The sequence below is a fragment of the Mucilaginibacter inviolabilis genome, from assembly GCF_011089895.1.
Taxonomy (GTDB): Bacteria; Bacteroidota; Bacteroidia; order Sphingobacteriales; family Sphingobacteriaceae; genus Mucilaginibacter; species Mucilaginibacter inviolabilis.
This window is the reverse complement of the sequence record NZ_JAANAT010000005.1, coordinates 517,395-534,215: the sequence shown is the minus strand read 5'-3', so window position 1 is coordinate 534,215 and position 16,821 is coordinate 517,395. Positions and strand designations below refer to the sequence as shown.

At 40.9% G+C, this 16,821-nt stretch carries 12 protein-coding genes; 8 read left to right on the top strand and 4 right to left on the bottom strand.

All coding sequences use genetic code 11. The features are described from left to right. From G7092_RS28965 to G7092_RS28950, 4 genes are all read left to right on the top strand, one after another. Positions 1-1,075, top strand: a 1,075-nt coding sequence (locus tag G7092_RS28965; protein ID WP_166095535.1) for an RHS repeat-associated core domain-containing protein, incomplete at its 5' end; no start/stop codon positions are given. A 1-nt stretch (position 1,076) separates the two neighbouring features. Then, the gene (locus tag G7092_RS28960) at positions 1,077-1,616 is read left to right on the top strand and encodes a hypothetical protein (RefSeq protein ID WP_166095532.1); all 540 of its coding nucleotides are present in this window, start codon (positions 1,077-1,079) and stop codon (positions 1,614-1,616) included. A gap of 1,607 nt (positions 1,617-3,223) precedes the next feature. Then, positions 3,224-3,451: a hypothetical protein gene (locus tag G7092_RS28955; RefSeq protein ID WP_166095530.1), complete on the top strand. Its 228-nt coding sequence runs from the start codon at positions 3,224-3,226 to the stop codon at positions 3,449-3,451. Positions 3,452-3,459: 8 nt separating this feature from the next. Beyond that, positions 3,460-3,990: a hypothetical protein gene (locus G7092_RS28950; protein ID WP_166095528.1), complete on the top strand. Its 531-nt coding sequence runs from the start codon at positions 3,460-3,462 to the stop codon at positions 3,988-3,990. A 101-nt stretch (positions 3,991-4,091) separates the two neighbouring features. On the opposite strand, the gene G7092_RS28945 is transcribed toward G7092_RS28950, so the two are convergent. The 4 genes from G7092_RS28945 to G7092_RS28930 all read right to left on the bottom strand — a co-directional run bounded on the left by G7092_RS28945 (position 4,092) and on the right by G7092_RS28930 (position 9,725). Then, on the bottom strand, positions 4,092-4,613 hold the full coding sequence (locus tag G7092_RS28945; protein ID WP_166095526.1) for a hypothetical protein: 522 nt from the start codon (positions 4,611-4,613) through the stop codon (positions 4,092-4,094). Positions 4,614-4,789: 176 nt separating this feature from the next. After that, on the bottom strand, positions 4,790-5,347 hold the full coding sequence (locus G7092_RS28940) for a histidine phosphatase family protein (RefSeq protein ID WP_166095523.1): 558 nt from the start codon (positions 5,345-5,347) through the stop codon (positions 4,790-4,792). A gap of 62 nt (positions 5,348-5,409) precedes the next feature. Further along, positions 5,410-6,834: a hypothetical protein gene (locus G7092_RS28935; protein WP_166095521.1), complete on the bottom strand. Its 1,425-nt coding sequence runs from the start codon at positions 6,832-6,834 to the stop codon at positions 5,410-5,412. A 62-nt stretch (positions 6,835-6,896) separates the two neighbouring features. Next, positions 6,897-9,725, bottom strand: a complete 2,829-nt coding sequence (locus G7092_RS28930; RefSeq protein ID WP_166095519.1) for a TonB-dependent receptor — start codon at positions 9,723-9,725, stop codon at positions 6,897-6,899. Positions 9,726-10,056: 331 nt separating this feature from the next. Between G7092_RS28930 and G7092_RS28925 the strand changes: the two genes are divergently transcribed. From G7092_RS28925 to G7092_RS28910, 4 genes are all read left to right on the top strand, one after another. After that, positions 10,057-10,644, top strand: a complete 588-nt coding sequence (locus G7092_RS28925) for an RNA polymerase sigma-70 factor (RefSeq protein ID WP_166095517.1) — start codon at positions 10,057-10,059, stop codon at positions 10,642-10,644. Positions 10,645-10,705: 61 nt separating this feature from the next. Next, a complete protein-coding gene (locus G7092_RS28920) occupies positions 10,706-11,785 on the top strand; it encodes a FecR family protein (RefSeq protein WP_166095515.1) in 1,080 nt (359 codons plus the stop codon). 226 nt (positions 11,786-12,011) lie between these two features. Further along, positions 12,012-15,353, top strand: coding sequence for a SusC/RagA family TonB-linked outer membrane protein (locus G7092_RS28915; RefSeq protein WP_166095513.1), 3,342 nt, complete (start codon positions 12,012-12,014; stop codon positions 15,351-15,353). Between the two features lie 11 nt (positions 15,354-15,364). Beyond that, positions 15,365-16,813: a RagB/SusD family nutrient uptake outer membrane protein gene (locus G7092_RS28910; RefSeq protein ID WP_166095510.1), complete on the top strand. Its 1,449-nt coding sequence runs from the start codon at positions 15,365-15,367 to the stop codon at positions 16,811-16,813. The last annotated feature ends 8 nt before the right edge of the window (positions 16,814-16,821 follow it).

Here is a 16,821-nt window from a genome sequence, read left to right as displayed (position 1 = left end):
ATCTACGATCACCTTTATCCAGACAGAAGAAGGAAGAGCTTTACCCAAAGATGCCACAAGCTACAACTATGAATACAGCCTGACAGACCATTTGGGTAACAGCAGGGTGAACTTTGATACGGGCACGGGTACCACCCGTCAGGTGCAGGTAGATGATTACTATGCGTTTGGGATGGAGATCAATACAAGTGTAGCCAGCCCGAAAAATGAGTACCTTTACAATAAGAAGGAATTACAGGAGAACCTGGGCTTATACGATTATGGCGCCAGGTTTTACGATCCAGTAATAGGTAGGTGGACGAGTGTGGATCCGTTGGCGGAGAAATATCGTAGGTGGTCACCTTACAATTATACTGTTGACAATCCTATTAGATTTATTGATCCTGATGGTATGGGCATTATTGAAGGAGAAACCAAGAGTGACGCTCAAAAGGAAAAACAGGATTTAAATGCATCCTTTGCTGACAAGAAGTTTGATCAGTTTAGAAATCTTATAAGCTTAGATAAAGGCGGTAAGAGGTTTAATTCCATTAGTTCTGACGCATTATCAGCAGCATTATCGGGGGTGAATTTATCCGACGATGAAAAAGCTGCGGTAGGTCAAGTTACTAATGCAATAAACTCAAAAGAGATTCACAAAGTCGAATTTGCGGATCAAAAGGGTACGCTATCAGAGGACGGTAGTGCGGCTTTATATCCACAATTACCAAGTGGTTACAAAAATGATAAAATAATAAGTGATCCAAGTGCAGTTCCATCATGGGTAGTTCAAGCTACAGGGGGCGAAGGAGTAACTGTTAAGACAAAAGGAGGGTCTTATTCGGTTATCTTAGAAGGAGGCGCAATAACCTACCCTGATGGTGGAAATAGGGCAACTACATCTGCTCACGAAGTTTTGGGGCACGGCATTCCAACTGCTGGCGGCGCCAGTTCAGAAGCTAATAATGGGAACGCTATCCGAACTGAAAATTTATTTCGCAGACTGATGGGGATTTCTACACAAAGAGATGGATCGGATCATGGTGGGGGTGTTGTTTCAAACCCAACTGCGTTACCTACACAAAAAGATAATTGACATGAAATATAAACTAATTACGGTGCTGATAGTATTGAGTTTTACCTTTAAAGCTGGTTACTGTCAGATTTTAAGGCACGCTGATAGCGTTACCAGAAAAAAAGCAGATTCGATAGTACTTAGATTAGGTTCTTCAGTAAAAGATAATGCCTACTTGCTGTTTTCTATCACTGATAGATGGTATCTTGTAATAGTTGAGAAACAACAACGATATTATGAATACTATTTAAATATAAAAGATAAAAATCTTGAGCCTCAAGATGAAAAGATAGTAAATAGAAGCCAACTATTGTCAAAGGCCTTTAACATAGTACGTTATCAAAAGGGTTACATAACGTTTAACTCAGACTTCTTCAAGGGTAAACAAATTGTTTCAGAGGGTAATATAACATATTTCTATTTGATGAAAATGGGAGTAAAATATGGAGAAGCTCGTTTGTCCGTAAAAATATCACCAAACCCTATTGATGAGAAGCTTTACGACTATCTATCATCCGAATTATTGATATTTATGTCAAAGCACGCACCAGACAAGATATGACACGAATAACATATAGAACGATCAAGTAACCTACGAGCTAAGCCTACGCTGGCGCACGCCTGTGGCGTGTGAACAAGAATAGATAAGTAATGGTAAATAAGCCCAACTATGCGTTGGGCTTTTACTTTTTATAAGCTAACCTTGTTTTTACATGGAAAATGAGACTATCCGTTGAGTAAATTCACAAATACCAATGTAAGCTATCCTATTAAAAGGTACTGAAGACAAGTTATTGGTGGTTAATAGATCATTTTACCTTTTAAGACGAGTATGTTGGAATCACACCCAACCAATCCACACCATCAACTTCCAAACAGGAGATATAAGCTTTAAATAGCCAATTAAGGTAATTGCAAACCAAACAACAGTCTACCTTTTAAAGACATTAGACAGACATAGCATTTAAAATCCTATCAAACACATTCCCATTTCCTATTTTTTTAACAATCTTACTACTATAAGGGTACTTACAAAAGCTCTCAAAAAATAAGAAAATGTTACTTACAAGTCTTACCTTTTAATAAGTCAAGGTGAAAAGTTATTTAACCAATCAAACAACAACCTCTTGCATTTACTAAGTTTGCTACACTTGATATTAAGGGTGTTAAAAACCCTCTTTTTTGAAAAAGTGTAGCAAGTTAGTTAGAACTTCATATTTCTGAGTTAAGAAATTGAACTAGCACATTTTTAGATCATCCAGTATAGAAATATAGAACTCAGAAATAAAATGTGCTGTATAAAAAGGAAGGAAGTGTGAGATAATAATTATTCAGCAAAGTTAAGTGTGAGCCTGGAATACAAGGCAAGGAACTACGGCATAAACACCATCCTATGCACAGCCTTACATTTATTCCGTTCCTCCTTGCATTTAATTCATTCTTGCACTTGTTGGGCACCATAATTATTTATTTACTTAACAAAATCAAATTATGGAAATGCAAAACATGCTTCAATGTGCAGAAATTCAGTTAACCTACAGGCCAATTATTAAGGCTCAACACAGGCCCAAAGTTGAAACGGGTAGTCAAGCTTATGAGTTCCACCCTCGCGCTGATCTGTGGTCAGTGCGTAATATGGAATTAGCATTTGCAATGCGAGAGTAAAGTCCAACCATAACGGTTGGGCTTTACTTTTTACTGTTAAAGTTGATTTCGCTAGCTGTTGCAAGTGTCGCGTTTGTCCTAAACAAGCCTGATTAAATTACAGAAAAAGCAGGTATTTTTAACAAATGAGTCGTAATTATAAATTTAAAAATGCTGAGGGGTTATATTTTGTAAGCTTCGCCACCGTATTCTGGGTTGAATTTTGGCCGCAGCATAATCAACCAGTTGAGCTATGGCGTGCAGAAGTGATACAACAAAAGATAGATTATATTCATAATAACCCTGTTGTATAGGGAATAGTGGAACATGACTGCGAATATCTTCATAGCAGCGCACGGGATTATGCAGGTTTAGGTGGAATGGTGAACGTAATAATTATATAGCCAAAGCCTTGCACATTTACCACAAGCGGGACGCTTGCGGTAGCGGGGGAAAGACAAAGATGGAAATGAAACTTTGTACTCTACAACAAGAGTTGTTGTTTCTGGTAACGCTTACACAGGGATGAAGGATGAAAAAGGGAAAGTAATTCCAGAGTCAGTTCTTAAAGATACCAAAGGCGGCGTCTATTATGATGATCGTATTCTAATGCACGAATTAATTGGTCACGCAATACCTTCAATAGCTGGAAAAGATACTGGAAATGCTATTGATAATGAAAACAAGGTTAATAAACAACTACCCAAAGGTAAAAATGCGCAAAGGTCTGCAGAACCATTACATGTTGAATAATTGAACCCATGAAAAAAGGCTGTATTTTAATTTTATCTTGTTTAAGTCTGGTAACCAATATGGTTAATGGTCAAATTAAGAAGAGCGCTAAAGTCTCATGTATTGAGCTATCAAAGCTCGAATATTTAATCATCATCGAAAACGATACCGATCGGAGTTTGTTTTTACCAACAAACGCAATAGTGCAGAAAAGTAATGATACACTTTTTGTCGATTATAAATTTTCTTACCAGCATCATATATCAACGGTATATAGGTACAAGATTGATGGATCAGAATTTGAAACCCACACGCTTTTAGACAATGATATCAAGCCCGATACCATTTACAGAGAAAGTGAAGGTTACATTCCCAATTTTGCAGTTCCAAGCACGTTATTTGAATTGAAGCCTCATAGCAAGTATATATACCGGATTGCAAACAGTGAGAATCAACAACCCCGCAAATTTGCTGTTAGTTTATTCTCCCAAAAAAATGACGCAGAACGAAGTAAACAAATCATTTTTGGATTGATAACTGTCCCTCGAGCTAATCTGTGATCGGTGTGTAATATGAATTAAGTATTTGCAATGCATAAAAAAGCCCAACCATAACGTTGGGCTTTTTTATGCTCTTAAATTAAAATATACTGGCGTTTAACTTATTTAGATCCGCCAAATAAACCCGTCAGCTTTCCCAATATCCCACCGCCGCTTTCTGCGTTATCGCCGCCTCCATGAAAAAGATTAAGCGCATCGCTCATATCAAATTTGCCATCGGCACCACCTAATGAGCCTAAAATGCTTTGAATATTAAAAGAACTATCGCCGGCATCGTTGGTTTTATTGGCGAGTTGTCCTAAAACCTGGGGTATCAGGCTGCTTGCTGTTGATTGAGCGGCCTCTCCATCAACCCCATAGTTATTTTGCAGTTTCCCGCTAAACTGTTGTATGATCTGACAAACAATAGGATTGCTGGTTAAATCACCGCCACCTCCTTTAAGCAGGTCCAGAACGCCTGATAGGCCACCTCCACCTGATGATGCGTGGTTGCCTAATACATCCATGATGGATGAAGAAGCATCCTGCACAGCGGCTTCATTATGTTCGTTCGGAATCTGGGGATTATTGGTAATTGCATCTCCTGCATTTTGTGTCACTAATTGAAGTAGGTTCTCTAACATGTTTTTCTGTTTTTAAGGATATAATTGACTGATAATATATGCCGTGATCTTAGGAAGGTATATAAAGATACACAACCCATCTTGATCAAAAAAAGAAAAAAGGAGGATACGCAAAATCTTTATTAATAAAAGTTGATAAGAGTAACCCAAACAATACTTTAGCAGCGATAGAAAAGTTAAAAACTACAATCGGAAGAAGGGTGTATATTTTCCTTATCAAAGGTAATTGCGGCGTTTCCGTTTTTGAACGTTACTACCCAGATGCTGTCATAATCGTCATCGGGCCATTTCAGGCCGGCCTCTTTTATTCCTAATGCTCTTACAAGAGGTACAATATTATTATGCTCCCAAACCACCAGGGTTGTTCCTGCTCTGCTTTTTAAATCTGCCGCCATTCCTAGTGAATCCTTTTCCTGCCGGCTGCTGTTAATCGTAAGATTATATTTTGCCGCTAAAGGAATAATGGTTTGAAACATACGGGAATGTTTGGTTGCTTCTCCCAAACCCATAGCGGGTACGAAAAGATAAGCAGGGACACCAAATTTAGCATTAATAACAGCCGGAAGTTTTAATGATCTGTTTACTCCCTGGCAGGTCAGGTTATCACCCTTTACCGGTTTTTCGGCATGACGTATAAATATGATCTTTAGATCAGCAGATTGAGCGAAGGCCGTTGTTGTTATAAACAAAGCGCAAACCAGTAATATGGTGCCGCTTTTAATAAGTAGTTTCATTAATGATGGGATTATAAAGAGCTAGCCGAACGTACATTCGGCTAGCTCTTTGGTGATGGAAATTAGTGTTGGTTACCTGTACCGTTTAGTTGGTAACAGCCAAGATCTGCTCCTGGAGGAGTTGCGTCAGAAAGACCATAAATTTTATCCAAAGGAACCGTGATCAGCGGCTTTATGCTGGTGTTCCCTTTTCCGATCAGAGGAGAGCTTGCCTGTAAATGGAAATTGAAATTTCCAACGGCGCTATATTGTGAAAGCGCGTGACCTGTTGTGGGTAAAGGAAAGTTCAAAAATGCAGGATTATTTTTCTGAACTACATCGCGGCCATCATAAATTGATCCCAACTGGTAATTAGCAGGAAGATAATTTGCAGAGGTAGTAATGGATGGAATATCGGTGCTTTGTGGCTGGGTGATGTATCCGGTAGGATAAAACTGGTTTGCCACGCTCGCTGAATCGGCCCATTGATAGTTATTGCCGTAAGAAAGATGTGCCACATCGGCAACCGGATTGCCTACAACACGATATCCAAACCGGCAGTTGATAGCTACGTTGTTGTAATACATGCCCGCAGCGCCTTCTTCATAATTGATACAGCCACCACGACCGCTTTGTTGTTGTCTGTATCCTCCGCTTACAAAGGTGTTATTATACATCACCAGGTTGGTTTGTGGCGCGCCGATAGCCTGCCCTTTGTTGGATGCTTTTTGACCATTTGTTGCTGTACCCATAAAAAGGTTATAAGCCATGGTTCCAACGGTACCTCCTTTGGCATTTAAACAATCTCCACCAATAGCTCCGTTCTTTTCAAAGGTACAGCGGAAAATGGCCACTTTACCAGCCGATATACGGATGGGATCATCTACACCGCCATACAGCCATGAATCTTCCATAATAAAGCTTCCTTTGTAATTGGCAAACAAAATGCTGTATTGATTGCCCGATCCCGCACCGGCAAGCTTAGATGTTGCGTCTCCTTCAGTTAAACCGGCATATTCCACATGTGTCCATCTTAGTACCATCAGGTTACAGGTTGGTCCGCCAATAATCCCTTTCCATTTGCCAGAATAAGCAGGATCAGCAGTAGGGGCTATGCCACCAGGAGCATCATTTTTGGTTATCCCGGGAATGGTAATCCAGTTAGGCTGGTTTTTTGAACCATTGCTAACCAAAGTGCCCAAAACAATCAAGCTGCTACCAGCGCCCATATTTAATGTTACGCCGGGTTGCATCAATAAGGTATCTAAAGGATTAATAACCAGGTCGCAACCAGCCTGTACAGAGTAGGTTTTGCCGCTAAGCATGGTGCCTTTTACTGCACTAACCGTGCTGCCGCCGCCACAAGATAGCGGGGCTTTGTCGCTTACCGGATTAGCTGCAGGCGGGGTATAGCTGTAAATTTCGGTATGCTCACCTTTCCATTTTTGACAGCCGGAGACTGATGCAAATAATATCAGGGAAATGATGGGGATTATATATTTTTTCATCGTTCTAGTTTATTCGTTCGTGACTTATTTTTTTAATAGCACCTGTAAGTGCCTCGCGATTTTTAGAATTTATACCTGAAACCACCAAGGAATAGTGTTTTGTAATAATCGCTTTGCACTAAAGTTTGTGCTGCTATGTCCTGTTTGCCCAAAAACTCCTGCAACTGCGCCTTAATTTTATCATGAGGATATTTCAGATATATCTTCGCCGCGGCATTGGTAAGGTTGTTGATCTTACCATAAAGAGAGAAGTGTTTAAACAAGGTTTTTTCAAATGAAAAATCTAGCTGACCATATGCGTGTTGATAAAAGTCAAGATTAGCATAGGCAGATACCTGGGCAAGGCGTTCGCCGGTATATACAAAAGCCAATTGCATATCTAATCCCAGTTTGGCACTTTTAAATAATACAGAAGCGTTGCCTACGTGATTAGCCTGACCTTGTAATGGACGTGTTTCATTGATAATACTGTTCATTGGCTGACCATTATCTCCTGTTGGTGCATACAGAAGCTTAGGTGTAGTTACCCTGGAATGGGTATAGGTATAATTAGCAGAGAACCCGATTACCCCAAAAAATTTGGTTGCCAATGCTTCAAAACCATAATTGGTTGCATTACCCGGATCATTCTGCGGTTGGATAAGCAGGTCACTTGGGCCGGAGCCGCGAACTACATAATATTCGATAGGGTTATAGATCTTTTTATAGAAAGAGCCCAACAATAACTGATCTGCTCCGCCCGGAAAAAATTCATATCTCACATCATAGTTATCAGCAGTAATGTGCTTTAAATTCGGGTTTCCTTCCTCTTTATAATATTCCCCGTCTATTTGATAAGGCACTTGTTCGCCAAAGCCCGGGCGACTGATCGACGCAAAGTAGGATGCACGTATATTTTGATCGTCAGTTAAGGCGTATTTTAAGTGGATGCTTGGCAAAACATCAGTGTAAATATATTTTCCGCTTCTGGCCGATACGGTAATTGGCGATTGGGTAAGGTAGGAGAGGTTAGTGTTTTCAATCCGAACACCACCTAAAACCTGTAATTTAGGTAGCAGATCAAACTTAGCCTGCAAATATTCAGCGTTATCGTTCTCGGTTATATGATAATTGTTTGATAAGCTGGTGTTACTATTGCCGGTACCATCGATAGGTGACGACAGTGCAAATGGAATGGAATTAAAATTATTGTTATACAGCGTTGAGCCTCCTTTTAACGTATACTCCATATAATACGCATCCCTTATTTTATGGCGAAATAGGCCCCCGGTTGAAAACTCAACAGGTTTGCCGGCAATTATTGGCGTATAGATCAGGTTGGCGTAACCACTTATATCCTGATCCTTATTGTTTTCCCAGTGATGGGTCAATACAGTGTTATTATCATATTCATTGGTAACAGTGCCTGCGCTATTGAGGGCCTTATTGGCATCGTATGAAAACTCAGTTCTGTCGGGCATGTTGCGGGTGGCTCTTGAATAAACCCCATCCCAGTTAAATTTCCATTCATTACCTAATAAATGCTCTCCATGCAGTGTAGAGTTGTAAATGGTTTGCTGGGTTAAGGTACTCCTGTTTGATAAGGTAATCTGCTTGCTAAAGGCAGTTGAATTTAAGCCTAAGCCCAAAGTATCTGACGATAAGCGCGACTCGTATTCATTTTGATGGATATATAAATTATATAAAGAAATCTTGTTTTTATCATCAATAGCGTAGTCAATTTTATTATGGATACCTAAACGTTGTGTTTGAGTGGAATAGGTACGGTCATAAGAGTCAGAAAACTGTGGACTGTTTGGCAATGGCTGATAATCGGGCTGTGCATTGGGTATTAACCGTTTAGAGTTAGAGCCGCGGTAGATATTCTGATAGCTGGCTGAAACAATTACTCCCAATTTATTATTCAAAAAGCGATCGCCAATAGTTAAACCCGCGGTTGAGCTAAATGGGGTCGACATGTTCTTATCACTGGTGATCGCTTTATTATTAAAATCGCTGTACGTAGCGGCATAGCTATTACCATTGATGCTTGCCGGCGATTGTCTGTTAAGCGACGGGCTAAATGCTACAAATGGTCTGTTGGATGAGAATAAAGAAGAAAAACCGCCTGATATGTTTGCGCTAAGTACAAACTGATTGGGGGCGCTTTTCATGACCAAATTCATAACCCCGCCAATGGCATCACCCTCCATGCTGGGTGTAAGGGCTTTGATAACCTCCAGACGATCCAGCATTTCAGACGGGAATATATCCATGGGTACAAAGCGATAAGCAGGATCCGGGCTTGGTATTTTAATTCCATTTACCAGAGTAGAGTTATAACGCTGTTCCATACCGCGGATAATAGCATAACGGCCCTCGCCGCTGGCCGAGCGCAGGATGCTTACACCGCTTACGCGCTGTAAAGCATTGGCTACAGTTACATCAGGTAAAAGCTTGATGGTATTAGCCGAAAGGATGTTTTGGATCATGCTGGCATTTTTCTCTATACCCCGGGCTGCACGATCTGATTCTTTATTACCCTGACCGGTAATTTTAACCTCAGCCACTTGGGTACTTGCATCCTGCAGATCAATATTGATGATCTTTATCTCATCGGCTGAGTTGATATTACCTTCATAAACCTGTGATGATTTATAACCGATATAATCTACCTGTATTTTATAAGAACCGGCGCGTACGTTTTTAAAAACATAAGCCCCATTCAAGTTTACGGGGGCTATTTTATTTACGCCTTGCTGTGTTAAATGTACTGTTGCTCCGGCCAGGGGCTCGCCGGTTTTATAATCATCAACTTTGCCTTTTATGGTCTGTGCTACAGACGAAAAGGCAAACAAGAAGATTAAGGAAGAAAACAACAGTAACCTGTTAAGGAAGTAGGAGTGTTTCATGGACTACGGATTTTGATTTTTCGCAAAGAAACCCGCTGAATACTGGAGAAAAACTGAATAATTATCCCCAAACAGATTCAATAACCAAAACTTAACATAGGCTTAATTTGCTGGCTAAATAAGTCTGACAAGGTTAGTATATGTTTATACATATATAATCCGTTGAACAACTCCAAGGCCGTACTTTCTTCAAAATCCCTAATTGTTGTAAATAGAAGTTAGTATATAGTCAATATTGTTTATTTCTGAGGCATTTTTCAATCCTAAATTAGGTTTAACCAATTATCAGCATTTCTCCACCATAAATGCACCTGTTCAAACCTGATTATAGATGTTAAACATTGACCTTAAAGAGCTATTATTAAAAATAGCGTACGATAGTGATCTTGCTGCTTTTCAAAAGATCTACTTTTTATACTATGAACGATTATTGAAACTGGCCTGCTCTTTTGTAAAACAAACCGAAGTAGCCGAAGAGATTGTTGATGATGTGTTTGTAAAAATATGGGCCAACCGCAGTAAACTAAATGAGGTAAATAATTTAACGGTTTACTTGTACGTGGCCATAAAAAACCAGGCTCTTAACTATAACCAGGCAAACCGTATGATATGTATTGATATCGAATCGGTTGGATTTGAATTAAAAGATATCAGTAGTTCTGTCGAAGATATACTGATCACGGCAGAACTCACCAAAGTTATAAATGATGCTGTACAGCATTTACCCGAACAATGTAAAATGGTATTTAAACTGGTTAAGGAAGACCGGTTGAAATACAGAAGCGTTGCAGAAATCCTGAATATATCGCCAAAAACGGTTGAATACCATATGGGTAATGCCCTTAAAATAATAGCGGCTGCAATTTCAGATTTGCCCGGTCATCATAAAAGGAGCTTCAAAAAGGCATCGGCAAATTAATTTCATTTTTTCACCAGGGTGTTTTTGTTTTCTCCTGTCCTTGTTATTGAAGCTAAAAATAATGGACCAGGAAACTCTTTGGATACTTTTAGGAAAAAAACTGAATAAGGAAGCTACTCCCGATGAGCTTCGGCAGCTGGATATATTGCTTGCCCAACCCTGGGCCGATGCTTATTCGGTACAAGTGTTGGAGGCCTTGTGGCAACAAAATCCGGATCAGCCACCCCGCTTTATTTCACATAAGCTACAGGAAAAGTGGGACCGTTTGGAAAACAAACTCGAAACAGATAAACCCACAACAGACAGTTTTCAAAATCCGGAAGATAAATTGGATTCTTCGGCCAAATTAAGAAACTTCTGGTTTAATCCTTCTCGTCTGTCTATCGCGGCGGCTTGTTTGGTTTTTGGTCTGTTGTCTTTTTTTTGCTGGCGAAGTTTTACCGGTGATAGCATGGGTAAAACCTATCAGATTGCGGCACCGCTGGGAGGCATCAGCAAAATAATACTGCCCGATGGCAGTAAAGTATGGCTTAATGCCGGCAGCGAAATTTTTTACGGAACCAATTACGGCAACAAGTACAGGGAAATACGCTTAACCGGCGAAGCCTTTTTTGATGTGGTAAAGGATAGTGAACATCCTTTTATTGTAAATACCACCACCATGCAAATAAAGGTATTGGGCACCGCTTTTAATGTGCGTTCATATGCTAATGATAATGCCTCCGAAACATCGCTGATTAGGGGCAGGATAGAACTGACACCGGTATCAAACCCCGATCATAAGATCATCTTAAAACCTTCCGAAAAATTAACTATCCCCAACAAGGAAAAACATGATGTAAATGAAAATAATACCTTAATCACTTTAAGCTCCCTCCATAAGGCCAAAAATGATTCTTTACCATCAGAAGCCCAGTGGCTTGAAAACAAACTGGTGTTTGATGATGAATATTTTGATGACGTAGCCAAAAAAATGGAACGCTGGTATGGCGTTTCCATTTCCTTTAAAAATGAGGAGCTGAAACAGAAAAAATTTAGCGGAAAGTTTACCAAAGAATCATTGGCCACAGCTCTGGATGCACTTAAGGCTACTAGCAATTTTAACTTTTTAATTGATAACGATAAAGTGACTATTTATTGAACCCCTTTTTAATCTTAAACCACACGCATATGATAAAACTCGACCCATAAGAATCTTAATAAAACCAAAAAGCGGAGAATGTTGACGCATCCCCCGCAGTATTGGTTCTTCAAAATTACCAGTCGTCTTAAACCAATAATTAAAGTAACCTAAAGACTAAATTATGAAAAAAAATGCTTGCCGCATAAGCAATGTGCGGTTGCAATGCCTTATAAAAATATTCCTCATGACAAAGTGTACCCTGATCCTGATTGTGATATCGTCCTTTCAGGTTTTTTCAAAAGGCTACGGGCAGGATAAGATCAATATTAACCTGCATAACGTTTCGATAAAAAAAGCGCTTGCCGAAGTGGAAAAGGCAAGCAGCTATCGCTTTGTTTATAATGATGACGCGTTGAATTCAAAGCTTATCGGTAAGGTTGACCTCAACAACGCTTCTATTGCCGAGGTAATGGAAAAGTTGTTGTCGCAAACAAATCTTACCTATAAGCTGAACGGGAACAACCTGGTTATCATTACCGATAAAAGGCAGCAAATGGCCCCTATATCCATTTCTGGTGTGGTAAGCGATGCCAAAGGGCCCTTGCCTGGTGTTAGCGTAAAATTAAAAGGAACGCAGGTGGGTGTTTTGACCGATGGGAATGGCAAGTACCTGATCAATGTACCCGATAATAACGCGACATTGGTGTTTTCGTCCATCGGCTATGTTTCAACCGAAATAGTTGTTGGCGACCGGAAAAGCATCAATGTAACCTTAAAGGAATCAGCAACCGATTTAAATGAGGTTATTGTAACGGGCTACGGTCAATCTGTAACTAAACGCGACCTTACCGGTGCTATATCAACCATAACCGCCAAACAGATAGAGGAACGGCACCCCATAAACCTCATCGACGCTTTGCAGTCACAGGCATCTGGAGTGTTGGTTATTAATGATTCTGGCGAGCCCGGCGCAACGGGTTCTATTCAGATACGCGGGGGATCAACATTTTCAAGCGCGGGTAATGCGCCGTTGTTTGTAATTGATGGTATTTTAAGTCAAAGCGCCGATAATGTAAACCCCAATGATATCCAATCCATCGAGGTTTTGAAAGACGCGGCATCGGCTGCCATTTATGGTTCGCAGGCAGCCAATGGTGTTATATTGATCACCACTAAACGCGGTAAGGCGGGCAAACCCATGATCAACGCCCAATATGCCCGCATCTTTGGCGTAATGGCGCATAAACTGGAACAACCTAACTCCAAAGATCTGCGTGTGGAACGGAATTTATATAATGGCAATAGCCCAGACAAACCCACCACCACCAATGACTCTTTAAATGTTGTTTTTAACTCCGATAATGATAATCAGGCGGTTATTACCCAGACCGCTAAAAGGGATATTCTTGACTTTGGTGTAAGCGGGGGCGAAAAAAGCATTCAATATTACTCCAGTATCAGGTATATTAATGACGAGGGGCTGATTGTTAATAGTTATGCCAAAACGCTTCAGGCAAGATTTAATTTAGATTACCAGGTATCTCCAAGATTTAAGTACAGCAACCGCCTGTCCTTCGGGTATAACACCAACAATAATATCAATGAGGGCAATACTATTAACCAGGCCTTTCAGCGGCCATCAAACCTGGCGCTGTATTATCCCGATGGTACTTTAACCGGCTACATCAGCGGGCGGCGTAACCAGTTATCGGTTGCTTTGCTCGAGGTTAATGTGACCAATACCTATACCGGCGACCTCTTTAATCAGATTGATTATACCATTACCAAGGATCTGCGTTTAACCAACAATTTCGACTTTGGTTTATCAACACCGCATAATGTGTTTTTTGACCCTAAGTTGTTAAGCAGCGCAGCGCCTTTGGTTAATTCGGGCAGGGAAAGCTTTGCGGTTAATACTAACTGGGCCTACCAGGGATTTTTAAATTATGGTAAAACATTTGGCAACCACTCCATTACTGCTGTGGCGGGTGTTAGCGCCGAAAAAACGCAGAATAACAGTTTTAAAATAGCCGGCTCAAACTCTGCCAACGAAACCATATACACATCCAATGTTTATGGTACTATTGATCAAACCAATACAGGAACTGACGCAGGCTCAACCAGTCGCGAATCACTTTATGCCAGAGCAACCTATAATTACAAAAGCCGCTACCTGTTCAGCGCGGTTTACCGAAGAGATGGTTCATCAAGGTTTGGGAAGGATAATAAATACGGCGATTTCTATGGTTCATCCGCAGCCTGGCGCTTTACCGATGAGCCATTTATGGGTTGGACCAAAAAAGTGCTGAATGATGCCAAACTCCGTTTAAACTATGGTGAAGTAGGTAATGACCGTATCCCATCCAACTCTAACTTGCTCATCTATACTTTTGGTTCTTCTTTTTACAATGCTGTAAATGGGGTAGTGCTAAGTAACCAGTTTGGAAATTCCCAATTGAAATGGGAAAGCAATATCCAGAAAGGCATCGGGCTCGATCTGCAGTTTTTCAACTCCAGGCTGAATGTAACGGCCGATTATTATCAAAAGGTAACCAAAAACCTGCTTTACCAGCGTAATATCCCGGTGGAAACAGGGTTTACCAATGTATACGTAAACGTGGGTGATGTTACCAACAAGGGATTTGAGTTTTCAATTAATGCTACACCTTTAGCCAAGAAAAACTTTAACTGGAACATTGGGGCCAACCTGACTATTGAACGAAACCGGATCAAGAGCCTGTACAACCATCAGCCATTTCTGGCAACAGCAGGAGGGGCTACTTACCTGGTGCAGGAAGGAGGAAAGATAGGCGATTTTTATGGCTATAAAGGCCTTGGGGTGTATCAGTATGATGTTTCCAATGCTTATGATGGCAATTGGAACAGGTTAACACCGGTGGGTGTATCTGCCGATGGTAAAACCGCCCAAAAGTATACTTTAAATGGGCAAACCTATTCGGGTACCGTACACCATATGTATGCCGGCGGGGCTTTACTGCTTGGTGGCGACATGATATTTGACAACGTTAAAAAAGATAGTGTAATTGATGCCAATGATCGCCAGGTATTAGGTAATGCGCAGCCGTCATTTTACGCATCTGTTATTAATACCATAAATTATAAGCAGTTTTCCTTATCATTTACGCTGAATACCACCTGGGGCGGCCAGATCTATGATAGCCCGCGACAAACACTGGATAACCTGGCTACCTCCGGTATTGTTGCCGATAATAATACCACGTATAATTCCTGGAAAAAACAAGGCGATATTACCGATATCCCATACATGGGCCGGAAAAACTCGACAGCTAATTTCCCGGGTACGCAAACCCGGTTCCTGGAAAACGCTTCGTTTATAAGATTGAGTTATGCCAAGCTAACCTATAATTTACCCGGCAAGCTGGCTTCGCGCTATAAGCTCCAAAACATCGGAGCCTATATATACGGTGCAAACCTGCTTACCTGGACAAATTACTCTTGGTATGATCCTGAATTTTCTTCCAGCTCCGCCCTCACCCCGGGTAATGATAATGGCCGTTATCCGCGCAGGCGCGAGTTTGGTTTTGGTATAAATGTTAATTTCTAATTCATCGAGATATGAAAAAAATATTAAGCGTTACTTTTTTAACATTGATGATCACGGTATCGGGCTGTAAAAAGCTGCTTGATCAACCCCCTAAAAGTCAGTTGGGAAGTGATAAGTTCTGGAAAAATGCAGATGATGCCAAAGCAGGCGTTGCAGGTATATATGATGGTGTTCAGGATATGTTTAACAGCCAGTTTATTTATTGGGGCGATGGTCGTAGTGATAACCTCACATTCCACCCAACTTATAATGATGGCCTGCCTTTGGCTATTAATGTATTAACACCCAATACAAACGGTGCTGATTGGACGCTGCTTTATACCACCATAAGCAGGGCCAACTTTGCTATAAAATACATTCCAACTATACCGGTAATTGATCCGGCATTGTCAAAAGATTACCAGGCGCAGGCGCTGGGCATCCGGGCTTATTGTTATTTCTGGCTGATAAGGCTTTGGGGCAATGTACCGCTATGGACCGAACCCTATGAAGACCTGAGTACCGACCCCTATAAAGGGGTAACGCCAGCAGCTGATATTATGAAAAATGAGATCCTGCCCGATCTGCTCAAGGCTTATGATCTGTCTGACAAAACCGCGTCGGTTGTTTGGAACCTGAATTCCGGGGGAATTGCAGCCATGCTGATGGATGTGTATATGTACAACCACGATTATACCAACGCGTTGTTATGGTGCGATAATCTATTAGCCTTAAAACGCTACAGCCTGGAGCCAACGGCTACCTGGAAAAACATCTTTACATCGCCTACCAACTCGAAAGAAGATATCTGGAGCTTGAACTGGGATTTTACAGTTGATGGCGGCAATAAAACATCACAGGAAATTGGAGCAGGGGATACCAACAGCGATTTTGCCGTTGACCCTGCATTGTGGACCTATTTTACAACCACAACCGCCGATATCCGTGGCGCCCAGAGCATTGATTTTAAAGTGAACAATCACGATAAAATATGGAAATATTATGCTCCAAACCTGGATAAAAACGGCAACCAGATCTACCCGAATTCGCCGCAGGCCAACCTGTTGTTCCCTTTATATCGTTTGGCTGATATTTATCTTTTACGTGCTGAGGCTTTAAACCGGACAGGTGACCTGACCAACGCGCTTGTTTACTTAAACATGGTACATACCCGTGCCGGTTTGCCTGCTTATAAGGCAAGTGATTTTACCAGTGCCGATGACATGCTTTATGGCAATCCGGTAAACGGGAATGGCATTCTGCGTGAGAGGCAACTGGAATTCTTTTGCGAGGCTAAACGCTGGTTCGATCTGCAACGCAACGGTATCATCGTTTCAATAATGGATCCTTTAATTAAAGCAAGACAAGTACAAAAGGGCTTCCCTCCAACGGGTTTTGGCGATATCCGGAAGATATTCTGGCCAATCAATCAGAATGTATTGAATGCCAACACTAAACTCACTCAAAATCCACCTTATTAATTTATATC